The 26,431-nt window shown below is 66.9% G+C and carries 19 protein-coding genes; 9 read left to right on the top strand and 10 right to left on the bottom strand.

Annotated features, from left to right (window positions below):
- The first annotated feature begins 55 nt into the window (after nucleotides 1–55).
- On the top strand, nucleotides 56–943 hold the full coding sequence (ampE, locus tag B9Y82_RS16940) for a regulatory signaling modulator protein AmpE (protein ID WP_100474157.1): 888 nt from the start codon (nucleotides 56–58) through the stop codon (nucleotides 941–943).
- A gap of 292 nt (nucleotides 944–1,235) precedes the next feature.
- On the opposite strand, the gene B9Y82_RS16935 is transcribed toward ampE, so the two are convergent.
- The 10 genes from B9Y82_RS16935 to B9Y82_RS16890 all read right to left on the bottom strand — a co-directional run bounded on the left by B9Y82_RS16935 (nucleotide 1,236) and on the right by B9Y82_RS16890 (nucleotide 17,736).
- Nucleotides 1,236–1,661 carry a DUF2752 domain-containing protein gene (locus tag B9Y82_RS16935; RefSeq protein ID WP_100474154.1) on the bottom strand — a complete coding sequence of 142 codons (426 nt, stop codon included), beginning with the start codon at nucleotides 1,659–1,661 and terminating at the stop codon, nucleotides 1,236–1,238.
- A gap of 43 nt (nucleotides 1,662–1,704) precedes the next feature.
- Complete coding sequence (locus B9Y82_RS16930; RefSeq protein ID WP_100474151.1) at nucleotides 1,705–1,983, bottom strand: CD225/dispanin family protein; 279 nt, start codon at nucleotides 1,981–1,983, stop codon at nucleotides 1,705–1,707.
- 34 nt (nucleotides 1,984–2,017) lie between these two features.
- Entirely contained in the window at nucleotides 2,018–2,305 is a 288-nt protein-coding gene (locus B9Y82_RS16925; protein ID WP_005419784.1) for a CD225/dispanin family protein, read from the bottom strand.
- 181 nt (nucleotides 2,306–2,486) lie between these two features.
- Nucleotides 2,487–4,376: an MFS transporter gene (locus B9Y82_RS16920; RefSeq protein WP_100474148.1), complete on the bottom strand. Its 1,890-nt coding sequence runs from the start codon at nucleotides 4,374–4,376 to the stop codon at nucleotides 2,487–2,489.
- Between the two features lie 140 nt (nucleotides 4,377–4,516).
- Complete coding sequence (locus B9Y82_RS16915) at nucleotides 4,517–5,305, bottom strand: SDR family NAD(P)-dependent oxidoreductase (RefSeq protein ID WP_100474145.1); 789 nt, start codon at nucleotides 5,303–5,305, stop codon at nucleotides 4,517–4,519.
- A 120-nt stretch (nucleotides 5,306–5,425) separates the two neighbouring features.
- On the bottom strand, nucleotides 5,426–7,603 hold the full coding sequence (gene yccS / locus B9Y82_RS16910; protein ID WP_100474142.1) for a YccS family putative transporter: 2,178 nt from the start codon (nucleotides 7,601–7,603) through the stop codon (nucleotides 5,426–5,428).
- A gap of 129 nt (nucleotides 7,604–7,732) precedes the next feature.
- The gene (locus B9Y82_RS16905) at nucleotides 7,733–9,790 is read right to left on the bottom strand and encodes a TonB-dependent siderophore receptor (protein ID WP_100474139.1); all 2,058 of its coding nucleotides are present in this window, start codon (nucleotides 9,788–9,790) and stop codon (nucleotides 7,733–7,735) included.
- 242 nt (nucleotides 9,791–10,032) lie between these two features.
- A complete protein-coding gene (locus tag B9Y82_RS16900; RefSeq protein WP_100474136.1) occupies nucleotides 10,033–13,155 on the bottom strand; it encodes an efflux RND transporter permease subunit in 3,123 nt (1,040 codons plus the stop codon).
- A gap of 31 nt (nucleotides 13,156–13,186) precedes the next feature.
- Entirely contained in the window at nucleotides 13,187–16,420 is a 3,234-nt protein-coding gene (locus B9Y82_RS16895; RefSeq protein WP_100474133.1) for an efflux RND transporter permease subunit, read from the bottom strand.
- Between the two features lie 74 nt (nucleotides 16,421–16,494).
- A complete protein-coding gene (locus B9Y82_RS16890) occupies nucleotides 16,495–17,736 on the bottom strand; it encodes an efflux RND transporter periplasmic adaptor subunit (protein WP_100474131.1) in 1,242 nt (413 codons plus the stop codon).
- A gap of 187 nt (nucleotides 17,737–17,923) precedes the next feature.
- On the opposite strand from B9Y82_RS16890, the gene B9Y82_RS16885 reads away from it, so the two are divergent.
- From B9Y82_RS16885 to B9Y82_RS16845, 8 genes are all read left to right on the top strand, one after another.
- Nucleotides 17,924–19,243 (top strand): M20 family metallopeptidase, encoded by a 1,320-nt coding sequence (locus B9Y82_RS16885; protein ID WP_100475267.1) that lies wholly within the window; start codon nucleotides 17,924–17,926, stop codon nucleotides 19,241–19,243.
- A gap of 546 nt (nucleotides 19,244–19,789) precedes the next feature.
- The gene (gene queF / locus B9Y82_RS16880) at nucleotides 19,790–20,608 is read left to right on the top strand and encodes an NADPH-dependent 7-cyano-7-deazaguanine reductase QueF (RefSeq protein ID WP_100474130.1); all 819 of its coding nucleotides are present in this window, start codon (nucleotides 19,790–19,792) and stop codon (nucleotides 20,606–20,608) included.
- A gap of 168 nt (nucleotides 20,609–20,776) precedes the next feature.
- Nucleotides 20,777–21,070, top strand: a complete 294-nt coding sequence (locus tag B9Y82_RS16875) for a LysM peptidoglycan-binding domain-containing protein (RefSeq protein WP_005419771.1) — start codon at nucleotides 20,777–20,779, stop codon at nucleotides 21,068–21,070.
- A 46-nt stretch (nucleotides 21,071–21,116) separates the two neighbouring features.
- Nucleotides 21,117–21,626, top strand: coding sequence for a hypothetical protein (locus tag B9Y82_RS16870; protein WP_100474129.1), 510 nt, complete (start codon nucleotides 21,117–21,119; stop codon nucleotides 21,624–21,626).
- A gap of 346 nt (nucleotides 21,627–21,972) precedes the next feature.
- A complete protein-coding gene (locus B9Y82_RS16860; protein WP_100474127.1) occupies nucleotides 21,973–24,195 on the top strand; it encodes an NADP-dependent isocitrate dehydrogenase in 2,223 nt (740 codons plus the stop codon).
- Nucleotides 24,196–24,504: 309 nt separating this feature from the next.
- On the top strand, nucleotides 24,505–25,470 hold the full coding sequence (locus B9Y82_RS16855) for a hypothetical protein (protein WP_100474126.1): 966 nt from the start codon (nucleotides 24,505–24,507) through the stop codon (nucleotides 25,468–25,470).
- Entirely contained in the window at nucleotides 25,463–26,011 is a 549-nt protein-coding gene (locus B9Y82_RS16850; RefSeq protein ID WP_100474125.1) for a GTP-binding protein, read from the top strand. The genes B9Y82_RS16855 and B9Y82_RS16850 overlap by 8 nt, the downstream gene beginning before the upstream one ends.
- Complete coding sequence (locus B9Y82_RS16845; RefSeq protein ID WP_100474124.1) at nucleotides 26,004–26,420, top strand: roadblock/LC7 domain-containing protein; 417 nt, start codon at nucleotides 26,004–26,006, stop codon at nucleotides 26,418–26,420. Before B9Y82_RS16850 ends, B9Y82_RS16845 begins: the two co-directional genes overlap by 8 nt.
- The last annotated feature ends 11 nt before the right edge of the window (nucleotides 26,421–26,431 follow it).

Genomic DNA, 26,431 nt, shown 5'->3' with positions numbered 1-26,431 from the left:
GCTGCGACAGGTAAGGTAGCGGCGCCGAGCGTTCTGTTTCGTAGGGAGACCTGCCATGTTCACCACTCTGGCCGCCGTGCTGGTGGCGCTGGCCCTGGGCCACGTTGCCCCGGCCGCTGCCGCTTCGCTGCGCCGTTTCGACGGCTTCCGGCGATGGCTGGGCTGGCTGGACGCGCATGGCGGCAAGGCCTGGCAGGGCGCGGCGGGGGTCGCCCTGGCGCTGTTGCCGCCACTGCTGTTGATGGGGCTGCTGGCGTGGCTGCTGCGCGGAGTGCTGTTCGGCCTGCCGTCGCTGCTGCTGGGCGTGGTGGTGCTGGCCTGGTGTTGGGGACCGCGCGACCTGGATCGCGATATCGAAGCGATCATCGATGCGGATGACGCCGCGACGCGGCAGGCGGCGGTGCGCAACCTGCAGGCCGCCGGTGGCAGCCTGCGCGAGGACGTGCCGTCGCTGGTCGAAGCGACGGTGCTCAATGCATTGCGGCGCTGGTTCGCGGTGCTGTTCTGGTTCCTGCTGCTGGGCCCGGCGGGCGCGCTGGGCTACCGGCTGCTGGCGCTGATGGCGGAAAGCCCGATGCGCGCACGCGTGCCGGTGGAGCCGCTGGCATTGGCGCAGCGCCTGCTGGGCTGGATCGAGTGGCCGGTGGCGCAGTTGATGGCGTTTTCGATGGCGCTGGTGGGTAACTTCGATACGGCGTGGAAGGCCTGGCGCCAGGCCCATGGCGAACGCCTGGCGGGCGGCATCGGTTTCCTCGGCGCGGTGGCGCGGGCCAGTGTCAACGCCGAGCTGCGCGAGGATGCGCACGATTACACCGAGGCGGGGTTGCTGCCGGTGTGGCAGCGGCTGCCGGACCTGCGTGATGCGATGAGCCTGGTGTGGCGGATGCTGCTGCTGTGGCTGGCCGTGCTGGCGCTGCTGGTGATTGCAGGCTGGGTGACGTAGTTGTTTGCAGGGCTTGCAGCCCTGCACCTGCAGAAGCAACAGCAACAGCAGCTCTGGATTGCTGATGGTTGGGCGGGGCGGTGTGGGGCTTCAGGACACGCCGTAAACCCGTCCCTGGGGGCTCGATGGCGCCTTGCTCGTGTGCGCTGTCCTGCGCACACGAGCAAGCGGCGACCGAGCTTACATGGACGTACTTGCAGCGCCCCCTGCGCAGCCCACCCACCCGGCCAACCCGAAAGCTTCTACCTTCAAACGCCGCCCACCACGAGGGGCTGCGCCGTTGGCTGGAAACCTAGATCGGTGCCAGTGCGGTGAACGGTGCCCACGGCAGGTTGCGCAGCAGCGCATACCCGGGCAGCACCCAGAGCCAGAACGTGGGATTGGCCAGTACCCGCATCAGCGGGTCGAGTACGCGCGGACGGATGCCGGCGACGTTCAGCAGCATCAGCAGCAGGAAGGGCAGGCTGATGACCAGCAGCGGGTTCATCGCCATCGCGCCGGGCAGGTCGAAATGGACCAGCGAATACAGGCAGCGGGTACTGCCACAGCCCGGGCAGTACAGGCCGGTCAGGGCGTACAGCGGGCAGCTCGGCAGGGGATTGCCGGCGACATATGGATTGACGTTGCGCAGCACCAGTGCGGCACCGGCGGCCAGGCCGGTGGCGGCCAGCAGCGGTGCCCAGCGGGCCAGTCTGGATCGGGTGGGAAGTGCGGACATGCAGCAACGGATCCGGCGCAGGCGCCGGATCCGTCCACGCGGATCAGTAGCCGCTGTTGCTCATCGCACCCATGCCGCCGAGAGCGACGATCAGGATGCCGTACAGCACGCCGACCACGACGGCGGCGATGGCCGACCAGATGGCCCACTTCTTGGCCTTGGCCGAGGAGTCCTGAGCGCCGGCGATGTCGCCAGCGGCCAGCTTGCCGTTGACCTGCGCGGCGTAGACGATCGACACGATGCCGGCCGGCAGGCAGCAGAACAGGGTGCTCAGGATGGCCCAGACCAGATTGTTCGGGACCTGCGGAGTGGCGGTGTTCATGGGTTCAAGCTCCTTGATGGGTGGTGGTGGTGAATCATTGGTCGGAAAGAGCGCCCAGTACGGCCAAGCCGCCGAACAGCCCGAACCACAACAGCAACAGGACCGGCAGGGCCACGGCCGAAGCCACCGCCCACCAGCCCGCCTTGCGCGACGCGCTGTAGGCCCCCGGCAGGTCGCCGGCCGCGCGGCGGCCATCGACCTGGGAGGCATAGACGATCGACACCACGCCCAACGGCAGGCAGCAGAACAGCGTCGTCAGAATCGCCCAGACCAGATGGTTGGGGATGTAGACCGGACGGCTGAGCGGTGGTGGTTGATTCAAAGCGAGACTCCATTCCTTGGTGGCCGGCCGTGGTGCATTGGCCGGACCTCCCCCCTGTGGGTGCGTAATCTACCGCAACCTGCGTTGCATGTATGCGTTTACAGTCGCGGCATGCCGTGTTCGCCACTGGACGGTGGCGTATGCGAGGAGGTCCCCAGGCCCGCGTGGCGAGCCGGTTCCATCAGGCGTGATCACCACGCAGGGCCCGTACCTGGTACTCCAGCACCGGGGCGCTGGTGGTGTGACCATCCACGGCCGGTGCCGCCACCACCTCGACCGTGGCGCGGAAACGGCGCGGCACGCGCATGCGGCCGAGGCGGCTGTCGCGGCGGCTCCACATGCTCGACCACATGCCGCGCAGCGCCATCGGCACCACGGGCACCGGTCGCCGCTCGAGGATCTTCTCGACGCCGGACTTGAACGGGGCCATCTGCCCGTCGCGGGTCAGCGCGCCCTCGGGGAAGATGCAGACCAGTTCGCCTTCGGCCAACGCGGCGTCGATCTCATCGAACGCGCGCTGCATCAGCGCCGGGTCTTCACGTGCGCCGGCGATCGGGATCGCCTTGGCGGTGCGGAAGATCCAGCGCATCACCGGGATGTTGAAGATCTTGTAGTACATGACGAAGCGCACCGGGCGCGGGATGGTCGCCGACAGGATCAACGCGTCCATGTAGCTGACATGGTTGCAGACCAGCAGCGCGGCGCCTTCGTCCGGCACGTTGGCCTCGATGCCGTGCGGGCGCAGCCGGTACAGGGTGCGCACCATCAGCCAGCTGAGGAAGCGCATCAGGAATTCGGGGACGATGGTGAAGATGTAGATCGCCACCAGTGCGTTGGCGATGGCCAGCGCCAGGAACAGCTGCGGAATGGTCCAGTGCAGCAGCGTGTGCGCGGCCAGCGACAGCAGCGCCGCAGCGACGATGAAACCCGAGTTCTGGATATTCAGTGCGGCGAACACGCGCGACATCTGCGTCTTCGGCGTGCGGCTCTGGATCAGCGCGAACAGCGGTACCACGAAGATGCCGGTGAACAGGCCGATGCCGATCAGGTCGATGACGATGCGGAGGCTGCCGGGCTGCTGCAGGAATGGCCCGATGGTCAGCCCGTGTACCGGCGCTTCACCGCTGCGGGCGAAGTACAGGTCGAGCAGGAACGCGGTCATGCCGAACGCACCCAGCGGTACCAGGCCGATTTCCACCGTACGGGCCGAGAGTTTCTCGCACAGCAGCGAGCCGACGCCGGTGCCGACCGAGAACAAGGCCAGCGCGAAGATGTACAGGGTCGGCTTGCCCCCCAGGTTGGTCACCGCGTAGGCCGGCAGCTGCGAAGTCAGCACCGTGCCGACGAACCAGAACCAGGACACGCCCAGGATCGAGTTGCGCACGGCCTTCTGCTGGCGCGCCATGCGCAGCACCGCCAGCGATTCCGGCAACGGGTTCCAGTTGATCTTCAGGTTCGGGTCGCCGGCATCGACCTTGGGAATCAGGCGCGCGGCGATGTTGCCGCAGATCGCCAGGGCGATGATGGCGCACGCAGCTACCACCGTGCCATGGCTGCCGGCCACGGTGAACACCAGGCCGCCGACGATCATGCCGGAGAGAATCGACATCGAGGTGCCCATCTCGACCAGGCCATTGCCACCGGTCAGCTCTTCGGGCCTGAGTACCGACGGCAGCACCGAGTACTTCACCGGGCCGAACAGGGTCGACTGCATGCCGGTACAGAACAGTGCGACCAGCAGCACCGGCAGGCTCTGGGTGAGGAAGCCGGTGGCCGCCAGCGACATGATCACGATCTCCATGCTGGTGGTGATCACGATCAGTCGCGATTTTTCCAGTTTGTCGGCGATCTGCCCGGCCAGCGCCGAGAACAGGAAATACGGCAGGATGAAGATGGCCGGCGCCAGCGTGGCGTACAGCCCCAGTTCCTCCTCTGGCACGGCCATGAACAGCAACATGCTGATGATCGCCTGCCGGTACACGTTGTCGTTGAATGCACCGAGCGCCTGGACCACGAAGAACGGCAGGAAACGGCGCTGGCGCAGCAGGGCGAACTGGTTGTGACCGGACATGGAGCCTCCTTGACCGGCGCAGCCTAGCATTCCTGCCCACCTGCCGGGACCATGGCGGGATGCATCCACGCATGGCGTGGATCTACTGAAGCCCCACGACTGTGGGTGCGGACCGTTGGTCCGCACACCTGCCGGCGGACTCAGACGATATCGTCGACCACGCCGCCATCCACGCGCAGCGCTGCACCCGAGGTCGCCGAGGCCTGCGGCGAGGCCAGGTACACCACCATGTTGGCCACTTCTTCGACCGTGGCGGTGCGCTGGATCACCGAGGACGGCCGGTGCGCCATCACGAACTCGCGGCCGATCTGTTCCAGCGGCTTGCCACTGCGTTCATCCTCGAACATCGCCGCGAAACCATCGGAAAGGGTCGGGCCGGGCAGCACCGCGTTGACGGTGACGCCGCTACCGGCCACCCGCTTGGCCAGGCCGCGCGACAACGACAGCTGCGCGGTCTTGCTGACCCCATAATGGATCATGTCGGCCGGAATGTTGCGCGCCGACTCGGAAGAGATGAACAGCACCCGGCCCCAGCCGGCATCGACCATCGCCGGCAGCAGCGCGCGCGACAGGCGCACGCCGGACATCACGTTGGTCTGCCAGTAGCGCTCCCAGGTCGCGTCATCCGTATCGAAGAAGTCCTGTGGGCCGAAGATGCCGGCGTTGTTGACCAGGATGTCGACCTTGGGCAGGCCGGCCAATAGTGTTTCGACACCGGCTGCATCAGAAAGATCGGCGGCGACACCGAGCACGTCGGCCCCGGGTACGGCGCCCAGCAGATGCTGGCGCGCACGCTCGACGCTGTCGGTGCTGCGTCCATTGAGGATGACCCGCGCCCCGGCAGTGGCCAAGCCCTGGGCAATGGCCAGGCCGATGCCGGCGGTGGAAGCGGTGACCAGCGCGGTGCGGTTGGCAAGTTCGATCTTCATGGGGGAATCCGGAGCAGGGGATAACCCAGTATCCGCGCGCGGACGTGATCGGGGTGCATCACTGGATGCAACATGATGTTGCGCCGCCGGCAGCACCGGACCATGCCGGCGCCACCGATGTCAGGTCAGGCCGGTCACCGCTCCATTGGCCGCCGCCCGAACCTTCGGCAGCAGGCGCAGTACCAGCGCCATCTGCGTACGGATCAGTTGCAGTTTCGGCGGCATCGCCTCGTCGATCTGCTCCAGCTCGGCGGCCACGGCGCGGTCGGCGTCGTTGTCATCCTCCGCGACCGGTTGTCGTGCGGTCAGGGCCGAGGCCAGCTGCTGCAGCGCCTTGCGCACGCGCTCACCGGCGGCCAATGCCAGCGGATCGCCGGCGTAGCTGTCCACCTGGTCACGATGCGCACCCAGTGCCGACAGGTGGCCGAGCAACGTGTTGGACAGCGCCAGAAAGTGAAAACCGGCATCCAGGTTGCGGCGCACATGGCCGGGTTCGCGCAGCATGTTCGACAACGCGGTGGACAGTGCAGCGTCGGCGTTGTGCATGTCGCGCCGTGCGATGCGGTAGGCCAGGTCGTCGCGCATGCCACTGCGGTACTGGCCCAGCACCGAATCCAGGTAGCGGGCCGCAGTGTCCAGCACGCGTGCCAGTACAAGATGCAGCTGGCGGCCCTGCCAGTCGGGCAGGATCAGGAACGCGGCCGCTGCTGCGATCGCGCAGCCCAGCACGGTGTCGACCATGCGCGGCACGATCAGCACGAAGCCATCGCCGATCAGGTTGAAGCAGGTCAGGGCCATCACGGTGATCGCCGCCGAGGCCACCAGGTAGCGGTCGGTGCGGGTGAAGAAGAACAGCAGCGCCGACAAAAGGGCGATCAGCAGCTGCACGTGCAGCTGCGGGAACAGCTGCAGCAACGCCCAGGTCAGCACCAGGCCGGCAAGGGTGCCGACGATGCGTTGCGCAAGCCGCTGGCGGGTGGCGCCGAAGTTGGGCCGGCACACGAACACGATGGTCAGCAGTACCCACGAACCATTCTGCGCATTGAACAGGCGGATCGCTGCAAAGCCGGCGATCAGCGCAAGCGCCATGCGCAGGCCATGACGGAACAGCACCGAGCCGGGCGTGAGCTGCTGGCGGATGCGCACGCCCATCTCGCGCAGGGTATGCGGATTGCTGTCACGCAGGCGGGTATCGACGTTGTCCAGGCTGGCTTCAGAACGCTCGGCATCCAGCAGGCGCCGTTCGATGCTGCGCAGGTTGTGCACCAGCAGGTCCAGCGAGCCCAGCAGGCGCTGCCATTGCGGGCGCTGCTGGCCGCGCAGGTAGGCCAGCGCATCGGCCAGGTCGCGCCCGGCCTGCTGGTTGCTCTCACCGTATACGAACGGACGGCGCAGGCGGATCGCTTCGCCCAGGCGGGCACAGGCCTGGCCCTGCAGGTCGAGCAGGCGCTGGCAGCGGTACAGCACGTCGCTGTGGAAGAACGCATCCACCAGCGCGCCGTACGGGTAATGCGAGGAACTGGCACGCTCGTGGAAATCCTGCGCCATGTAATACAGGCGCAGGTAAAGGCCGGAATTCACGCCGGGCCGGCCGGAGCGGCCGAAGCGGGCCAGGATCGCGGTCTTGGCCTCGTTCAGGGCGCCGACCACGCGGCGGTTCTGTTCGGCAAGATCCAGCTGGCGGCGTTGCAGGTCGGCTTCGCGCACCGGCTCGAACAGCGCGGCCTTCAGCTGCAGGTAGCGGCCCAGCTCCTGGTACAACCGCGCTATGCGCTCACGCACCGGCCGATTGGCGAACAGCGCGGTCCACAGGATCGACAGCAGGCCATACCAGACCGCGCCGGCCAGCAGGTGGCTGACGGCTTCCAGCGCGCTGTGCAGGTCGCTGGCACCATGCTGTTCCAGGCCGATCATGGTGTAGATCGCCAGCGTCACCGTGGCCTGGGCTATGGACGCATAGCGCTCGCCGAGCGCGCCGAGCAGGGTCAGGCCGAAGGTGGACAGTGCCAGCGCGCCAATGAAGATCCACGGCCACGGGAACAGCCAGATCACCGAGGCTGCGGCAATGCAGAAGCACAGCAGCGACAGCACTACGGCCTTGGTACGACCCCACCAGTTGTCGTCGGTTTCGGCGATGGCGCTGGCGATGATGCCAAGGAACACGCCGGGCAGGGCCGTAAGCGCGTCCAGCTGCCAGCACACCGCCAGCGCCGCGGCCAGGGCGATGAACACCCGCAGGCCGTAACTGGCCTTCTCGTGGGCCCACAGGCGGCTGAGGCGGGATTGTCGGGCGGACATGCAGGCTCGGTGGAAGGGTCTTCCACCATTATTGCGGGTGTGGGGTGAAATATGGAGTGCGGACCCACGGTCCGCACCCACCGTCCATGTGCGGGCCCGTGGTCCGCATGGACGGCGGGGACCGGTGCCTTACATTTCCCAGCGCACGCTCAGCGCGAACGTGCGCGGCAGCCCGGCACCGGCGTTGGACCAGTACTTCCGGTTGGCCAGGTTCTCGACGCCGGCACGCAGGGTCAGCGGGTGACCGGACGCCAGCAGGCGATAGCCGACGCCTGCATTGACCAGCGTGTAGTCGGGCAGCTTCAGGGTGTTGTCGGCGTCGTACCAGACGTCGCCGTAGTAGCGCACTGCGGCATACGTTTCCAGGCCGTCCATCCACGGCAGCTGGTAGGTGGCGTGCACGACACCGCTCCAGCGCGCAGCACCGGCGGTACGGTTGCCTTCCTGCGCGGCGCTGCCCGGGGACAGCTTGTCGTAGGCCGGATCCAGCCAGGTGACGCCGCCGCCGACCGTCAGTGCATCGTTGAGGTGCAGGTCAGCACTGGCTTCGATGCCTTCGTACAGTGTGATGCCGTCCTGCACCAGGCGCTTGCCGGCCGGCGTGAGCGCATCGATGTTGGCACCACGTTCCAGCCGGAACGCGGCCACGTTCGCATTCCAGCGTGCCGCCTCGACCTTCGCACCGATCTCGTACTGCTTGCTGATGGTGGGATCGAGCACGTCGCCGGCGTTGATGTAGCTGTTGCCTACGCGGCTGCCTGCTTCCAGCGATTCGATGTAGCTGGCATACAGGGTGACCGCTTCGCTGGGCTTGAACATCACGGCGTAGGTCGGGGTGACCGGGTAGGTGTGGTATCGCCCCTTGGTTTCGAAGTCGTTGTAGCGCCAGCCCGCCAGCACCGACCAGCCGCTGCCGAGGTTCACCGTATCGCTTGCGAACACCGCCTGCTGCACCGTCTCGTCACCGCGGGTCATCACCCGCGAACCGACGGCGTCGTGGCGGATGGCATGGCGCTGGTACAGGTTGGCGCGGCCGATCAGGTTCCACTCGTAGGGACGGTCCCAGCCCAGCCCGGTCTGGTGGCTGATGCCCGCCACCACCTGATGCCGCAGCGGACCGGTGCGGAAACTGCCCTGCAGCATGGCCTGGGCCAGCTTCCACTCGCTCTTGCCACCCAGTTCATAGACATTGACGTCGTAGTCGCCGTTGAGATCGTCGATGTAGGCGAAAATCTTGTTGACGTCATTCCATGAGGTGGTGACGCCATAACTCAGGCTGGCCTTCCAGTCACTGTTGATCTGCCAGTTCAAGCCGGTCGACAGCAGGCTGGATCGGGTGTCGTAGTAGGTGCCGGGTACGCTGTTGTCGGTATCTCCGGCGATCGGCCGCGGCAACGAGGTCAGGCCACGGAAGTAGTACTGCGGCGATTCCTCGCGCAGGTCGCGCGACTGGAACACACCGTCGAAGGTCCAGGTGAGTGCATCACTCAGGCGCGCGTCCAGCGACAGCGCGCCCACCTTGCGATCGACATGCCCGCCGTTGAAGGTCTCGCCCTTTTCCTGGAAGGCGTTGAAGCGGTAGCCGAACATCTGCTCGTTGCCGAAGCGGCCGCCAACGTCGATGCCGCCGCTGACGACGCCCTGTTCGCGCCAGCCCAGCTGGGCGGAGAGGGTGGGCGTGTCGGTCGGCTTCCTGGTGATGTAGTTGACGATGCCGCCGGGGGTGCCGAAGCCATACAGGAATCCGCCCGGGCCTTTCAGCAGATCGACCTGTTCCATGACTTCCAGCGGCCATTCGGTGCCCCAGGACGAGACCTGCAGGCCATTGACCCGGTAGCTGTCGTAGTTCAGCTCCAGACCGCGGTTGCGGATCGGCGAGCTCCAGCCACTGGCATAGGCGCTGACCTGGGTGCTGACCGAGGGGTCGAGCAGGAAGGCTTCACCCAGCGAGACCACCTGGCGCTGCTCGATCTGCTCGCGGCCAACCGCGGTGATCGCGAACGGGGTATCGCGCAGCGCACGGTCGCCCAGTGCGCCGGCTTCGGTATGGGTGCGCTCGGCGGTGACTTTCACCGCATCCAGATCGGTGGCACTACGGCTGCCGGCTGGCGCTTCGGCGTGGGCGGCGCAGGCGGCGGACAAGGCTACGGCCAGCAGGGCCAGGCGGGGAGAACGGAACGTCAGCATCGATGGTGATCCTCGACGGACGGCCACAGGCCATCCGCCCACGGGTGGGGGAAGGGGAGTGGCTGGGATCACGCAGGCTGGCCGGAGATGGCAGCGGGGCGCCGCGATGGGGCGCAGGACCATGGCTGGATGAGAATTGTTCTCTTTTCGTTACGGCGCGTCAAACCCGGAGGCGTGCGGACCAACGGTCCGCACCCACCATCCGCACCCACGGTAGCGCCGGCCGCTGGCCGGCGATCCGATCAGGCCCGCTGCGCGCGCTTGAGCAGCTTCGCTTCGCGCTTGCGTGCGCGACGCGCGCGCCAACGCTCGGCCAGGCACGAGAAGATCACATACAGCGCCGGCGTGCTGAGCAGGGTCAGGCTCTGCGAGAACAGCAGGCCGCCGATCATCGCGATGCCAAGCGGACGGCGCAGTTCGGACCCTTCACCCAGGCCGATCGCCAGCGGTACGGCTGCCAGGATCGCCACCATGGTGGTCATCATGATCGGGCGGAAGCGTACGATGCTGGCCTCTCGCGCGGCGTCGCGCGGTGCCAGTCCATGCTCGCGCTGCGCGACCAGCGCGAAGTCGATCATCATGATCGCGTTCTTCTTGACGATGCCGATCAGCAGTACCAGCGCGATCATCGAGATCACCGACAGCTCGGTGTTGGTGCCGAACAACGCCAGCAGTGCACCGACGCCCGCCGCCGGCAGCGTGGACAGGATGGTGACCGGGTGGATCAGGCTCTCGTAGAGCATGCCCAGCACCAGGTACACGGTCAGGATCGCGGCAAACACCAGGATCAGCATGTCGCTGGGATCGGAGTTGAAGCCGAAGCCCGCATCATCGGCCAGGCGGATGTCGCCGGGCATGCGCATGCCGGCCACGGTCGCGTCGATGATCGCCTTGGCCTCACCCATGCTCACGTTCGGTGCCAGGTTGTAGCTGAGGTCCATCGTCGTGTACTGGTTTTCATGGGTGATCTGCGAAGGCGCCAGCCCCGGCACCTGCTTGGCCACCGCAGTGAGCGGCACCATGTCGCCATTGCCTGCACGCACATGCACCTCGTCCAGCGCCGCCGGCGTGGCGGTCTGCGAGGGCAGCGCATTGACCACCACGCTGTACTGGTTGATGTCCGAGTAGATGGTGGAGATCTGGCGCTGGCCGAACGCACCGTACAGCGCGCCATCGATGGCACCCACGGTGATGCCCAGGCGCGCGGCCCTGGCGCGGTCGATCTGGATGTTCTGGCGCAGGCCGGCGTTGTCCACGTCGGTACCGACGTCGCGCAGTTTCGGGTTCTTCTTCAGTTCCGCCTGCAGCTTGGGCAGCCATTCCTGCAGTGCGGCCAGGTCATTGCCCTGCAGGGATATGCGGTACTGCGCGCCCTGGCTGGAACCGCCGCCATCGTTGCTGGGCAGGTCCTGGATCGCTCGCAGGCGCAGCTGCAGGTCCGGGTATCGGTCGGCCTTGGCACTGAGCCGCGCCAATGCGTGTGCTGTGGTTTCGCGGCGGCCGTCGCTGCGCGATTTCAGCTCGATGTTGAACTGTGCGCTGGAGCCCTGGCGGCCGCTGCCCAGGCGCACACCCACGGTCTTCACCGCCGGGTCGGCCATCAGCATGTCGGTGATGCGGCGTTGGCGGGCGACCATGTCCTCGAAGGAGACGGTGGCACTGGAGTTGGCGCGGCCCCAGATCAGGCCGGTGTCCTGCGGTGGGAACGCGCCCTTCTTCACCGCGCCGAACAGGAAGATGGTGACGCCGATCAGGATCAGCGGGGTGAGCGACAGCAGCAACGCGTGGCGCAGCGAGAAGTCGAGGAACACGGTGTAGATGCGCAGCATGCGCTCGTGGCCGGCATCCAGCCAGCGGCCGAAGCGCGACGGTGCTGCCTTGTGGTCGTGTGCGCTGAGGAAGCGGCTGCACAGCGCCGGGGTCAGCGTCAGCGAAACGATCATCGAGACGACGATGGCCGCAACCAGGGTGACGGTGAATTCGCGGAAGAACGCGCCCATCATGCCGCTGGCGAACAGCAGCGGGATGAACACCGCCACCAGCGAGGCGGTGATCGAGACAATGGTGAAGCCGATCTCGCGGGCACCGGTCAACGCCGCCTGCATGCGCGGCATGCCTTCGTCGAGATGGCGCATGATGTTCTCGATCACCACGATCGCATCGTCCACGACGAAGCCGATCGCGATCACCAGCGCCAGCAGGCTCAGGTTGTTCAGGGTGAAGCCCATTACGTACATCACCAGCGCGGCACCGGCCAGCGACAGTGGCACGGTCACCGCGGCGATCAGCGTCGGTGCCAGCCGGCGCAGGAACAGCGCCATGGTCAGCACCACCATCGCCAGGCTGATCAGCAGGGTGATCTGCACTTCGTGCAGCGACGAGCGGATGGTCGGCGTGCGGTCGAAGTACGGCGTCATCGTGGTGCCCGGCTGCAGGTAGTCGCGCAGGGTCGGGATCTGCGCCTTGACCCGGTCAACGGTCTCGACGATGTTGGCGCCGGCACGGGTGAACACGTACATCACCACCGCCGGCTTGTGGTCAAACCACGCGGCCTGGTAGGCATCCTGCTGGCCGTCGTAGACATTGGCGATATCCTTCAGGCGGATCACCCGGCCATCGCCCTGGGTCTTCACCACCAGGTCGGCGAAGTCGGCCGCACGCGCCACCGAGTCGTTGGCGATGATCGCAGTGGTGGTGTTGCCATCGCTGAGGAAGCCGGTGGGCGAGGTCACGTTGGCCGCGCGCACCGCGTTGCGCAGGTCATCGGCAGTCAGGCCCAGCGCGTTCATCAGGCGCAGGTTCACGTCCACGCGTACCGCTGGCGTCGACGCACCGGCGATGTCGACCGAAGCAACACCGCTGATCTGGCGGATGCGCTGCGCCAGCAGCGAATCGGCGACGTTGTACAGTTCGTCGGCCGACTGCGTCTGCGAGGTCAGCGCGATGGCGATCACCGGGTCATCGTTCGGGTTCGCCTTCTGGTACATCGGCGAGCCCATGCCCGTGGGCAGGTCGGCCTGCGCCGAGTTGATCGCGGTCTGTACGTCCAGTGCCGCCGAATCGATGTTGTGGCCGCTCTGGAAGATCATGAAGACCAGCGAGCTGCCTTCCGAGCTCGACGAGCGCATGCGGTCGATGCCCGGCAGCTGGCCGAGATGGCGTTCCAGCGGTGCAGTGACCGTGGAGGCCATGGTCGCCGCATCCGCGCCCGATTGGCTGGCGTGCACGAAGATCACCGGGATCTCGATGTTCGGCAGCGCCGACACGCCCAGCCGCAGGTAGCAGATCAGGCCGACCATGAACAGGCCGATGGCCAGCAGCGCGGTGCCGATCGGACGGCGGATGAAGGGGCCGGACAGGTTCATCGTGCGGCCCCCCACGGCACCGGGGAGTGGTTCATGCCTGCGGCTCCTGCAGCGAACCGTCGCGCAGTGCGCGCTGCTCACGGCGACGCGCCAGCCACTCGGAGAAGCGCTCCATGTACAGGTAGATCACGGGTGTGGTGTACAGGGTCACCAGCTGCGACAGCAGCAGGCCGCCGACGATGGCGATGCCCAGCGGGCGGCGCAGTTCCGAACCGATGCCGGTGCCCAGTGCCAGCGGCAGCGCGCCGAGCATGGCCGCGGCCGTGGTCATCATGATCGGGCGGAAGCGCAGCAGGCAGGCGCGGCGGATCGCTTCGTGCGCGTTGGCACCGGCGCGGCGCGCCTCGATCGCGAAGTCGACCATCATGATGCCGTTCTTCTTGACGATGCCGATCAGCAGCACGATGCCGACGATGCCATCCACCGACAGGCTCAGCCCGCACAGCATCAGCGCCAGCAGCGCGCCGACACCGGCAGGCGGCAGGGTGGAGATGATCGTGATCGGATGGATGTAGCTCTCGTACAACACGCCCAGCACGATGTAGATCACCACCAGCGACGCCAGCAGCAGCCACACCACATCGGTCTGGCTGCCGGTGAACTCGGCGGCCTTGCCGATGAACTCGGCATGCAGGTGGGTGGGCATGTCCAGGCTGTCCTTGGTCTCCTGGATTGCCCGCACGGCATCGGACAGCGAATAGCCCGGCGCCACGTTGAACGAGACCGTCACCGCCGGCAGCTGCTGCTGGTGGCTGACCAGCAACGGCGCACTGCTGACCTTGGCTTCGGCCAGCGCCGACAGCGGGATGATGTTGCCGGCACCAACGGTGATGCCGGTGTTCTGCGCGCCGATGCCTGTAGCGGTCGACGAGTTCGACGAGGTGACCTGGCCGAAGCTGGTGGCATTGGTGCCGGTCAGTGCACCGGCACCGTTGGACGCCACCGCCAGCTGTTCCATCAGCGCGGTGCTGGTGCGGAACTCCGGCGCCACTTCCAGCACCACGCGGTACTGGTTGAGCTCGGTGAAGATGGTCGAGATCTGGCGCTGGCCGAACGCATCGTAGAGCGTGTCGTCGATGGTCTGCATCGGCACGCCCAGCACGCTGGCCTTGTCGCGGTCGATGTTCAGCTCAAGCGCACGGCCCTGGTTGGACAGGTTGTTGTCGACGTCGGCCAGTTCCGGGCGCTTGCGCAGTGCTTCGGTCAGGCGCGTGGCCTGGGTCGCCACCGTTGCCGAATCCACGTCCGACAGCGAGTACTGGTACTCGGTGGCGGCCACGCGGGTATCCAGGGTCACGTCCTGCACCGGCTTCAGGTACAGCGCCACGCCGGGAATGCCGGCCACGGCCTTCTGCAGGCGCGGCAGGATCTCATCCAGGCCGTCACGCTCGCCGCGCTCCTTCAGCACGATCGACAGCTGGCCCTGGTTGAGCGTGGGGTTCATGCTGCCGGCGCCGATGAAGGCCGACACGCCGGTCACGTCCGGGTCCTGGCGCAGGGCTTCGGCCACCTGCCTGGTGCGCTGCTCCATCTGCGGAAAAGCGATGTTCTGGTCGGCCTGCACCACGCCGGTGATCAGGCCGGTGTCCTGTTCGGGCAGCAGGCCTTTGGGAATCAGCACATACAGCAGCACGGTCAGCACCAGTGCGCCGCCGGCCACGGCCAGGGTCAGGCGCTGGTGGCCCAGCACCCAGTCCAGGCTGTGCTCGTACAGGCCCACCGTACGCGTCCACAGGTTCTGCTTGCCGGCCGCTGCCGCGCGCTCATGCGCGTCCTCGCCCTCGGGCAGGGCATCGGGCTTGAGCAGGTAGGCGCACATCATCGGGGTCAGCGTCAGCGAGATCAGCATCGACAGCACCACCGCGATGCTCAGCACCCAGGCGAACTCGTGGAACAGGCGGCCGGTGACGCCGGGCATCAGCAGCAGCGGCAGGAACACCGCCACCAGCGAGACGGTCAGCGACAGCACGGTGAAGCCGATCTGGCGCGCGCCGATCTCGGCCGCTTCCTTGCCACTCTTGCCCTGCTCGATGTAACGCACGATGTTCTCGATCATCACGATCGCATCGTCGACCACGAAGCCGGTGGCCACCACCAGCGCCATCAGCGACAGGTTGTCCAGCGACATGCCGGCGAAGGCCATCACCGCGAAGGTGCCGGCCAGTGACAGCGGTACCGCCACCGACGGAATGATCGTGGCCCACAGCCGGCGCAGGAACACGAAGATCACCGCCACCACCAGGCCGATGGTGAGGATCAGGGTGAACTGCACTTCATGCACCGAGGCGCGGATGGTCTCGGTGCGGTCGTTGAAGATCTCCAGGTGCACGTCGGCCGGCAGCACGCCTTGCAGCTGCGGCAGGATCGCGCGGATGCGCTCGACGGTCTGCACGATGTTGGCACCGGGCTGGCGTCGCACTTCCAGCAGCACCGCCGGCTTGCCGTCGGCCCAGGCGGCAAGCTGGTCGTTCTCCACGCCATCGATCACCTCGGCCACGTCCGACAGCCGTACCGGGCGGCCGTTCTTGTAGCTGATGATGGTGTCGCGGTACTCGGCGGCGCTGGCCAGCTGGTCGTTGGTACCGATGCTGTAGGACTGCGTCTTGCCGTTCAGCGAGCCCTTGGGCGCATTGACGTTGGCCTGGGTCAGCGCGCTGCGCAGCTGTTCCAGGGTCAGGCCCATGTTCGACAGCTGCGCCGGATTGACCTGGATGCGCACGGCCGGGCGCACGTTGCCTGCAATCGAAACCAGGCCTACGCCCTGCACCTGCGACAGGCGCTGGGCCAGGATGGAGTCGGCGTAATTGTTGACGTCGCGCAGCGGGCGCGTGTCAGACGTCAGTTTCAGGGTGACGATGGCCGCGTCGGCCGGATTCACCCGGTTGTAGACCGGCTGGTAGGGCAGTGACGAGGGCAGGGTGGCCTGGCGGATCGCCGCCTGCACGTCCTGCGCGGCAATGTCGATGTCGCGGTCCATCGAGAACTGCAGGATGATCGTGGACAACCCGGCCGACGAGTCGGAGGTCATCAGTTCCAGCCCGGAGATCTGCCCGAACTGGCGCTCCAGCGGCGTGGTGACCAGCGAGGCCATGGTGGTGGCGTTGGCGCCGGGGTACTGGGTGGTGACCACCAGGCTGGGCGCATCGATTTCCGGCAGCGCCGACACCGGCAGCTTGCGGTAACCGAGAATGCCCAGCAGCAACAGGCCCGCCATCAACAGCGAGGTGGCGATCGGGCGGCGGATGAAGATCGTCGAAAAGCCCACGGACTGATCCTTGCTGGCACTTCAATGTCGGCGCCGGCAGGTTCGCCGGCGCGAGGGAGGTCAGTGGCCTGCGCTCAGCGCGGGCCACCACCGCGACGGCCACCGCTGCCGTTCTTCTGCTCGGCGGCCTTCAGTTCGGCCTCGGTCGGTGCGGCAGGGGTCTCGCCCGGCTTCAGTGCGGTGACCTTGCTGCCTGGCTTCAGGCGGAACTGGCCTTCACTGACTACCCGCTCGCCGCCCTTCAGGCCTTCGGCGATCTGCACCTGGCTGTCGCCCACTTCCACGCCGCTGCGCACGGTCTGCATCTTCACCGTGTTGTCCCCCTGCACGACATAGACGTACTCGCCGTCCGGGCCGCGCAGCACCGCTTGGGTGGGGATGACCACGCCGCCGGCAATCGTGCGCAGCTGCATGCGCACGTTGACGAACTGGCCCGGCCACAGGCCGTTGTCCGTGTTGTCGAACAGGGCGCGCGCCTTGAACGTGCCGCTGTCGGCACTGATCAGGTTGTCGACCACGTCGAGCTTGCCGTCGCCGGACAACACGTGCGAATCGGCACGGTCCAGCGCGGCCACCGGCACCGTGCCGGCCGCCTGCGCCTGGCGCACATCGCCGAGCTGGCGCTCGGGGAGGTTGAACAGCACGTGGATCGGATGGATCTGGGTCAGCGTCACCAGTGCGGTGCCGGCGTTGACCACGTTGCCAGCGTCGACCGCGCGGATGCCGGCGATGCCGGAGATCGGTGCGGTGACTTTGGTGTACTGCAGCTGCACCTGTGCCGAGCGCATGCTGGCCTCGTTCGCTGCGACCGCGCTTTCGTACTGTGCCACTTGGTTTCGCTGTGTATCCAGGTCGGTCTTGGCGACGTATTGGCGATACTCCGGCGCGTTCGAACGCTGGAAGTTGGAGCGCGCGGTGGCCAGCAGGGCTTCGTTCTGGCGCTTGGCCGCGGCGGCCTGGTCATAGCTGGCCTGGGCCGTGCGCGGGTCGATCACCGCCAGCACATCGCCCCGCTTCACTTCCTGGCCTTCGCGGAAATTCAGGCTCATCAGCTGGCCGCCGACCTGCGGGCTGACGGTCACGGTGTTCATCGCGGTCACCGTACCCAGCGCGCTGGCATACACCGGCACGTCCTGGCGCGTGGCATCCACCACGGTCACCGGCACCGGGCCGGCATCCGGATCTTCGCCGCCCTGGCGCGCGCCCGCAGCGGGTTTTCCAGGCTTGTCCTTGCCTCCGCCCATGACGCGCAGGCCGACCACGGCCAGCACCAGTACCGCCACGACCAGCAGCACGATCTTCCAAACACGTGACATTACGAGGACTCCAAGTGGGCTGGACAGGGCGGTGCCCCGGTTGGCAATGCGCAAAGCATACCTGTGCCACATCACGTTTCCTGCATGACGGATGGGACGGGCGCTAGGACCGGATCCGGCCGCGGAGGTTCCCGTGACGGCAGTGTTGCCCTACATTCAGCTGGAACCCCCTGCCGTGGAGATCGTGATGCGCCGTTCGTTGCTGCTGTCCGCCCTGCTGCTGGCCTTGCCGGCCCTCGCCCATGCCCAGGACGGGCAGCGCCCGGAAGTGACCGCCGCCGCCCAGCGGCTGCAGGCCAAGGTGGTCGAATGGCGCCGCGACTTCCACCAGCACCCGGAACTGTCCAACCGCGAGGTGCGTACCTCGGCCGAGGTCGCCAAGCGCCTGCGCGCGATGGGCCTGAAGCCGAAGACCGGCATCGCCCACCATGGCGTGGTGGCGATCATCGAAGGTGGCAAGCCCGGGCCGAAGATTGCCCTGCGTGCGGACATGGACGCGCTGCCGGTGACCGAACAGACCGGTCTGCCGTTCGCCTCCAAGGCCACCGACCAGTACCGCGGGCAGACCGTGGGCGTGATGCATGCCTGTGGCCACGACGCACACACCGCCACCCTGCTCGGCGTGGCCGAAGCGCTGGTGTCGATGAAGAAGGACCTGCCGGGCCAGGTGATGCTGATCTTCCAGCCGGCCGAAGAGGGGGCACCGCCACCGGAAGAGGGTGGTGCGGCCCTGATGCTGAAGGAAGGGCTGTTCGCTGGCTTCAAGCCGGAAGCGGTGTTCGGCCTGCATGTGTTTTCCAGCGTGCAGGCAGGACAGATCGCGGTGCGGGGTGGGCCGCTGATGGCTGCTTCGGATCGATTCGGCATCAAGGTGATCGGCCGCCAGACGCATGGCTCGGCGCCGTGGAACGGCGTGGACCCGATCGTGGCCACCGCTGACCTGGTCGGCACCGCGCAGACCATCGTCAGCCGCCGCGCCAACCTGTCCAAGCAGCCGGCGGTGCTGACCTTCGGTGCCATCAATGGTGGCATCCGCTACAACATCATTCCCGATGAGGTGGAGATGGTCGGCACCATCCGCACCTTCGACGAAGGCATGCGCCAGCAGATCTTCGCCGACCTGCGCAACGTGGCCGAGCACACTGCCGCCGCGCATGGCGCGAAGGCGGTGACCGACATCTACGAGTCGGAAGGCAACCCGGCCACGGTGAACGACCCGGCACTGACGGCGAAGATGCTGCCGAGCCTGCAGGCGGTGGTGGGCAAGGACAACGTGTACGAGCCGCCGCTGCAGATGGGCGCGGAGGATTTCTCGCTGTACGCGAAGGAGGTGCCGGGCATGTTCTTCTTCGTCGGCTCCACCAGCGTGGGTATCGATCCGGCGACGGCGCCGGCCAACCATTCGCCGAAGTTCCTGCTGGATGAGAAGGCGCTGGATGTGGGATTCCGCGCGCTGCTGCAGGTGAGCCTGGATTACTTGAACGGTGCCGGCACTCCTGCAGGGTGAGGGTTTCCGGCAGGGCTGCGCCCTGCACCCGCTTAGATCAACGTCAACGTCAAAAACGGGCATTCCGTGGGATGGCGGGGTGCGTCCGGTTGCGGGGGACGCCGTAAACCCGTCCATGGGGGCTTGGCCGCGGCATCCATGCCGCGGACACCCCCTCAACCGGACCCACCCCGCCTTCGACAGTTTCCCGCGGCTGTTGGTGCCCGCTGCTGTTGGTGGGTGCCGACCGTTGGTCGGCACGGCGGACGTCATGAACGTCTGAAGGATCGGATTCTGATTCTGATTTTGATTTTCTGATCTTTTCCGTGGTGGATCGGCGGCAGAAATGTGTCCGGGGAGCCGGGCGGGTGGGGCTGGCGGGGTATCCGCGCCATGGATGGCGCGGCTAAGCCTCCAGGGACGGATTCACGGCGTCCCCGCCAGCCCCATCCGCCCGGCCCACTCCCGGGAATCCAGGCTTTCGACGACCCAACACCCCACTACGGAGGGGCTCCGCCGTTGGCCGGCCCGGCCGAAGGCCCGCCGTCCGCGCGATACAATGACCCCATGAACACCCCACAGGATTCCAGCCTCGGTCGCGAGGTCAGTTACCCGTCGCAGTACGATCCCGGCCTGCTGTTTCCCATCCCGCGCAGCGGCGCCCGTGCCGAGATCGGCCTGGATGACGCCGCGCTGCCGTTCGTCGGCCACGACCGCTGGCACGCCTTCGAGCTGAGCTGGCTCGACCCGCGTGGCAAGCCGCAGGTCGCCGTGGCGACCGTGCAGGTGCCGTGCACCTCGCCGCGGCTGATCGAGTCGAAGTCGTTCAAGCTGTACCTCAACTCCCTCAACAGCACCCGCATCGACAGCGCCGAGGCACTGCGTGAGCGCCTGGTGGCTGACTTGTCAGCCTGCGCCGGTGCGCCGGTCCAGGTTGAGTTCGGCCTGCCGGACCTGCGTGAGTCGCCACTGGGCGAGTCCATCGACGGGCTGGACGTGGCCATCGACTGCTATGGCCCACCCCAGGCGGAATTCCTCGCCGCCGATGCGGGCGAGGTGGTGGAGGAGATCCTGGTCTCGGCACTGCTGAAGTCCAACTGCCCGGTCACCGGCCAGCCGGATTGGGCCACGGTCAGCCTGCGTTACCGCGGGCCGAAGATCGACCGCGCCGGGCTGCTGCGCTACCTGGTCAGCTACCGCGAGCACGCCGAGTTCCACGAGCAGTGCGTCGAACGGATATTCAGCGAGGTGTCCGCGCGCTGCCAGCCACAATGGCTGGAAGTGGAAGCCCGTTACACCCGCCGCGGCGGCCTGGACATCAACCCCTGGCGCGCCAGCCCCGGCATCGCCGCCCCGGCCGCGACCTACCGCGAGCTGCGCCAATAGCCGCCGCAGGCGGTTAAGGCTGGTGCCGGTCCCGGGCCGGCACTACCGGGCACCCGCCTTCCCGATTGTTCAGCCGCCCCCCGGGGCGGCTTCACATCTGCACCATCCCCATTTAACAACCACCATGGCAACGTGCATGCAACGTAGTCATGCAGACGGGAGTTGTGGATGAGTACCGAGAAGAAAGCCGATTTCTCCGGCGTCAGTGGCAGCGTCGACAGTACCGCCGAGCAGGTGCCGAAGGCAGACTTCTCTGGCGTCAGCGCTTCGGTGGACAGCACCGCAGACGTCGTCAGCGGTGGTACCTACACCGTGCAGAAGGGTGACTCGCTGTCGAAGATCGCCAAGCAGCATCTGGGCGATGCCAATGCGTGGAAGAAGATCTTCGAAGCCAACCGCGATGTGCTTGATGACCCGGACAAGATCTTCCCGGGCCAGACCCTGAAACTGCCGCCGAAGTAAACGGCGACCGAACGCCGTCCGACAATTGCCCTGGGAGGAACCCCGAATGATCAAGACCACCCCGCTCCAGACCGCCCTGATCGCCGCCCTGCTGGGCAGCGTTGCCCTGGTCGGTTGCAAGAAGAAGGAAGAGTCGACCGACAACAACGCCGCGCCTGCCGCAACCGCTCCGGCCGAGCCGGCACCGGCGCCGATGACCGGTGCGCCGCCGCCGATGGCGGAAGCTGCAGCGGTCAACGTTTCCAACGTCACCGTGGGCAAGACCGCCGCCGCCGACAAGTCGGTTGCACCGGCGGCACTGTTCGCGCCGAAGGATGATGTCATCGTCTCGGTCAAGACCGACGGCGCCGCCAACAACGTGAGCGTCGCTGCCAAGCTGACCTTCCAGGACGGCCAGGTGGCCGGCGAACAGACCGCGACCCTGAATACCAGTGGCGCGGAAACCACCAACGTCACGTTCAAGAATGCAAAGGGCTGGCCGGCCGGCAAGTACCGCGCCGAGGTCATGGTTGATGGCAAGGCGGCCGGAACGCCGCAGGAGTTCGAGGTCAAGTAAGTCCTGCCGACTCTCTCCCGGCAGGGCTCACGATGGACGCAGCCGCGAGGCTGCGTCCTTTTTTATTGGGCGATGACATGGATCCGGGGTGCGGCGCGATGTTCTGGCAGCTCCACGCCCAGCGTGGATGGATCACAGCGTTGCCCGCGTGCAGTACCGCCGCGTATGGCGTGGCTTTGCCCCGCGCGGCTGAAAACGCGACAATGCAGGGGTTTCCCCGTCGCGCGCCCACCCTGACGGCGACGGGGGAAAGCGTGGGGCCCAGCCCCGCGCGCGACACGGTTGCACGTGGCCCGGCGCTGGCGCCGGCCTTCCCCTGAGCACTGCTACAGAGTCCAAGTCCCCCATGTCCAAGATTCTCTACACGCTGACCGACGAAGCCCCGTTCCTGGCTACCCAGTCGCTGCTGCCGATCGTCGATGCCTACACCGCCACTGCCGGCATCGTGGTGGAAACCCGTGACATCTCGCTGTCTGGCCGCATCCTCTCGCAGTTCCCTGAACTGTTGTCCGATGCGCAGAAGGTCAGCGACGACCTGGCCGAGCTGGGCCAGCTGGCGACCACCCCGGACGCCAACATCATCAAGCTGCCGAACATCTCCGCCTCGGTGCCGCAGCTGAAGGCGGCCATCAAGGAACTGCAGGACCAGGGCTATCCGCTGCCGGATTACCCGGAAACCCCCGCCGACGACCAGCAGCGCGACTACAAGGCGCGCTACGACAAGGTCAAGGGCAGTGCGGTCAATCCGGTGCTGCGCGAAGGCAACTCCGATCGCCGCGCACCGCTGTCGGTGAAGAGCTACGCGCGCAAGCACCCGCACCGCATGGGCGCCTGGGCGTCGGATTCGAAGTCGCACGTCGCCCACATGGCCGCCGGTGATTTCTACGGCAGCGAGAAGTCGGCTACCGTGGCCAACGCCGGTTCGCTGAAGATCACTTTCCACGGCAAGGACGGCAGCACCGTCGTGCTGAAGGAAAAGACCGCGGTGAAGGCTGGTGAGATCGTCGATGCCGCCGTGATGAGCCGCAAGGCACTGGCCGCGTTCATTGGCGAGCAGATCGCCGACGCCAAGGCCCAGGGCGTGCTGTTCTCGCTGCACCTGAAGGCGACCATGATGAAGGTCTCCGACCCGATCATGTTCGGCGTGGCGGTCAACGAGTTCTACAAGGACGTGCTGGCCAAGCACGCCGAGGTGCTGAAGCAGGCCGGTTTTGATGCCAACAACGGCATCGGTGACCTGGCCGCCCGCCTGCCGTCGCTGCCCGAAGCCACCCGCGCTGCGATCGAAGCCGACCTGGCGGCCGAGTACGCGCAGCGTCCGGGCGTGGCCATGGTCAACTCGGACAAGGGCATCACCAACCTGCACGTGCCGAGTGACGTGATCGTCGACGCTTCGATGCCGGCGATGATCCGCGACTCCGGCAAGATGTGGAACGCCGAAGGCAAGCTGCAGGACACCAAGGCGGTCATTCCGGACCGCTGCTACGCCGGCGTGTACCAGGCCGTCATCGACGACTGCAAGGCGCACGGCGCCTTCGACCCGGCCACCATGGGTTCGGTGCCCAACGTCGGCCTGATGGCGCAGAAGGCCGAAGAGTACGGCTCGCACGACAAGACCTTCCAGATCGCCGCCGATGGCGTGGTCAAGGTCACCGACGATGCCGGCACCGTGGTGTTCGAGCACGCCGTGGAAGCCGGTGACATCTGGCGCATGTGCCAGACCAAGGACGCGCCGATCCAGGACTGGGTCAAGCTGGCCGTCGAACGCGCCCGCCTGAGCAGCACCCCGGCCGTGTTCTGGCTGGACGCCGCCCGCGCCCACGACGCGCAGGTCATCGCCAAGGTCGAGCAGTACCTGAAGAACCACGACACTACCGGCCTGGATATCCGCATCCTGCCGCCGGTGGAGGCCACTGCGTTCTCGCTGGACCGCATCCGCAAGGGCGAGGACACCATCTCGGTGACCGGCAACGTGCTGCGCGATTACCTCACCGACCTGTTCCCGATCATGGAGCTGGGCACCAGCGCCAAGATGCTGTCGATCGTGCCGCTGATGGCCGGTGGTGGCCTGTTCGAGACCGGCGCCGGTGGTTCGGCTCCGAAGCACGTGCAGCAGTTCGTCGAAGAGGACTACCTGCGTTGGGATTCGCTGGGTGAGTTCCTGGCCCTGGCCGCGTCGCTGGAGCACCTGGGCAACCGCTACGACAACGCCGCCGCCCGCGTGCTGGCCAAGGCGCTGGACGAAGCCAACGGCCAGTTCCTGGACAACGACAAGTCGCCGTCGCGCAAGCTGGGCGGCATCGACAACCGTGGCAGCCACTTCTACATCGCGCTGTACTGGGCCCAGGCCCTGGCCGCACAGGACGAAGACGCCGCACTGAAGGCGCGCTTCGCCCCGCTGGCCAAGGCACTGACCGACAACGAGCAGAAGATCGTCGAAGAGCTGATCGCGGTGCAGGGCAAGGCCGTGGACATCGGCGGCTACTACCGGCCGGACGTGACCAAGGCCAGCAAGGCGATGCGCCCGAGCGTGACCTTCAACGCCGCGCTGGAGCAGCTGCGCGGCTGATCCACTGCCGCCAGGTCGTGACACCGGAACCCGCGCTTCGGCGCGGGTTTCTTTTTTGGCTCTGGGGGTCAGATCCCTTTTGCCATGCAAAAGGGATCTGACCCCAGGCGATGAAACTGCGACATCCGTCGGCTGTCGGAATGCCGTCAAAGGGGTATGAAACTTGCCCGCGATGGCCGTCGCAGAACCGATAGGAGACGGCCTGCAGCCGCCCTCAATCTGAGCAGTTGATCACGACGGCCCTCGTCGGCAATGCCCTAGCCTTGGCGACACGAGGCCACCGGGGAGGTGGCCGCACGGGGAACACGGATGGCACGCGTGCTGGTAGTGGGAACCGACATCCAGGGCGAGCAGGCCCTGCTGCAACGGCTGCGCCTGGCCTCGGCACTGCCGGATGGCCAGGTCCGCCGCAGCCAGGATCTGGACGATTGCGACCTGCTGGTCATCCGAGATACCCCGGCACTGCGCAACGCGGCCCAGCGCATGCGCCAGCAACGCCCACGCTTGCAGTGCTGGATCGAGGATATCGGCGGCCAGCTGCGTGACGGCGACGGGCTCCAGGATGTGCTTGACGATGGTGCCATCGGCCGCGCGCTCCGCCGCATGCAGTTGGCACCGGAGTTCATGGCCATGCACGCACCCGCACCGATCCGTCTGGCCGATGGCGCGCACGCCATCACCCGCCTGCTGCGCGAGCGGCTGCCGTTGAGGCAAGGGCAGGCATTGTTGAGTGATGCAGGCGAGCCATTGCTGCTGATGGACCTGGAGCATGACCAGGCCGTGCTGTTGCAGGAGCCCGCGAGCGCGCTGGTGGAGCGCCTGGCCGATGCCTTCGAACGCCTGCAGCTGGATGCACTGACACCGGCGCGCCTGCAGGCGCTGGGTGGTGAGCGACCACGCCAGCCGCTGCGGCCGCTGTTATGGCAATGGGCGCAACGCAGCCGCCATTGGCAGGCACTGGACGAACGCCTGCGCGGCGCCTCGGTAAAGCTGCTGCGCTGGCCGGATTTCCGCGTACTGGGTCACGACCACGATGGCTTCCGCCTGTGCTCGCTGCTGCTCAAGCGCGCGTGCACGGTTGAAGAATGCGCGATGCTGCTCGAGTTGCCGGCTGCGGCGGTGCGCGATTTCATCCATGCAGCCTATCTCTGCGGTTACGCGCAGTTGCAGAGCGCCCCGGCGACACCGATGACGGCACTACGCGGCAATGGCGCCGACCACGGCCTGCTTGCCCGCCTGTGGCGGCACCTGCGCGGGAGCGAGCGCAATGCGTGAGCACAAGGTGGTGGTGCTGGGTGGCATGGGCAGCGGCAAGTCGACACTCGTGCGCAGCATCGCGGCCGGTGCGGTGGTCGACACCGACGTGGCCAACAGTGATCGCCTTGGCGCCGACAAGGCTTCCACCACCGTCGCGCTGGACTACGCAGACATCGACCTGCCCAACGGCGAACGCCTGCGTCTCTACGGAACGCCCGGCCAGCAGCGCTTTGATTTCCTGTGGCCGATCCTGCTGCAGGGCGCGCGTGGCGCGGTGCTGCTGCTGGATGCGCGCCGCGCCGGGTTGGCGACCGAACTGGAGGACTACCTGCAGGTGCTGCAGCCTTTCGCATCGTCACTGGCGCTGGTGGTGGCGGTCACCCACCTGGACCAGGCGCCACAGGCCGCACTGGATGGCTGCGCCGCCCGTGCCTGCCTTGACGGCCAGCCGCTGCCGCTGCTGGCCGTGGATGCCCGCGACCGCGAACAGGGACTGTTGCTGATGGATGTACTGATGAGCGAAATGGAAGCGCACGCATTGGTGGCGGCGCATGGCTGACGGGCATCTGGCGGTGCTGCCCGATGCCGGCCAGCGTGAGCGCCTGCAGCCGCTGCTGCAGGACCTGCAGCAGCGCGTTGAAGGCGTGCGCACGGTGGTGCTGGCCAGTGTCGATGGCTTCGCGCTGGTCAGCGCCGGCGCCGAAGGGCGCGGCGAACGGCTGGCGGCGATGACCAGCGCGATGCTGGCGCTGGCCGCAGCGGTGGGGCGCGAACTGGCGCTGGGCGATCTGCAGACGCTGATGCTGGAAGCGATGGGCGGCAAGGTGCTGATGCTGGCGATCCAGGCCGAAGGGCGCGCACCGCTGCTGCTGATGGCGGCCTGCGACCAGCGCAGCGTGATCGGCCAGGTGCTGTGGCAGAGCAGGGAATGTGGCCAGGCAATCCTGGCCGAACTCGGCGGATCGTGAGCCCGGCCGCA

Source organism: Stenotrophomonas maltophilia, assembly GCF_002799155.1.
Lineage (GTDB): Bacteria > Pseudomonadota > Gammaproteobacteria > Xanthomonadales > Xanthomonadaceae > Stenotrophomonas > Stenotrophomonas maltophilia_R.
Note: the sequence above shows the minus strand (reverse complement) of the source record. Positions and strands in the feature narration are given on the sequence as shown.

Excerpts from the sequence above, each read along its gene's own strand:
- yccS (WP_100474142.1), bottom strand. The coding sequence starts at position 7,603 with ATGTCCGCCCGACAATCCCGCCTCAGCCGCCTGTGGGCCCACGAGAAG.
- B9Y82_RS16875 (WP_005419771.1), top strand. The coding sequence starts at position 20,777 with ATGAGTACCGAGAAGAAAGCCGATTTCTCCGGCGTCAGTGGCAGCGTC.
- B9Y82_RS16860 (WP_100474127.1), top strand. The coding sequence starts at position 21,973 with ATGTCCAAGATTCTCTACACGCTGACCGACGAAGCCCCGTTCCTGGCT.
- B9Y82_RS16870 (WP_100474129.1), top strand. The coding sequence starts at position 21,117 with ATGATCAAGACCACCCCGCTCCAGACCGCCCTGATCGCCGCCCTGCTG.
- B9Y82_RS16850 (WP_100474125.1), top strand. The coding sequence starts at position 25,463 with ATGCGTGAGCACAAGGTGGTGGTGCTGGGTGGCATGGGCAGCGGCAAG.
- B9Y82_RS16930 (WP_100474151.1), bottom strand. The coding sequence starts at position 1,983 with ATGAACACCGCCACTCCGCAGGTCCCGAACAATCTGGTCTGGGCCATC.
- B9Y82_RS16935 (WP_100474154.1), bottom strand. The coding sequence starts at position 1,661 with ATGTCCGCACTTCCCACCCGATCCAGACTGGCCCGCTGGGCACCGCTG.
- ampE (WP_100474157.1), top strand. The coding sequence starts at position 56 with ATGTTCACCACTCTGGCCGCCGTGCTGGTGGCGCTGGCCCTGGGCCAC.
- B9Y82_RS16855 (WP_100474126.1), top strand. The coding sequence starts at position 24,505 with ATGGCACGCGTGCTGGTAGTGGGAACCGACATCCAGGGCGAGCAGGCC.
- B9Y82_RS16845 (WP_100474124.1), top strand. The coding sequence starts at position 26,004 with ATGGCTGACGGGCATCTGGCGGTGCTGCCCGATGCCGGCCAGCGTGAG.
- B9Y82_RS16920 (WP_100474148.1), bottom strand. The coding sequence starts at position 4,376 with ATGTCCGGTCACAACCAGTTCGCCCTGCTGCGCCAGCGCCGTTTCCTG.
- B9Y82_RS16900 (WP_100474136.1), bottom strand. The coding sequence starts at position 13,155 with ATGAACCTGTCCGGCCCCTTCATCCGCCGTCCGATCGGCACCGCGCTG.
- B9Y82_RS16915 (WP_100474145.1), bottom strand. The coding sequence starts at position 5,305 with ATGAAGATCGAACTTGCCAACCGCACCGCGCTGGTCACCGCTTCCACC.
- B9Y82_RS16905 (WP_100474139.1), bottom strand. The coding sequence starts at position 9,790 with ATGCTGACGTTCCGTTCTCCCCGCCTGGCCCTGCTGGCCGTAGCCTTG.
- B9Y82_RS16890 (WP_100474131.1), bottom strand. The coding sequence starts at position 17,736 with ATGTCACGTGTTTGGAAGATCGTGCTGCTGGTCGTGGCGGTACTGGTG.
- queF (WP_100474130.1), top strand. The coding sequence starts at position 19,790 with ATGAACACCCCACAGGATTCCAGCCTCGGTCGCGAGGTCAGTTACCCG.
- B9Y82_RS16885 (WP_100475267.1), top strand. The coding sequence starts at position 17,924 with ATGCGCCGTTCGTTGCTGCTGTCCGCCCTGCTGCTGGCCTTGCCGGCC.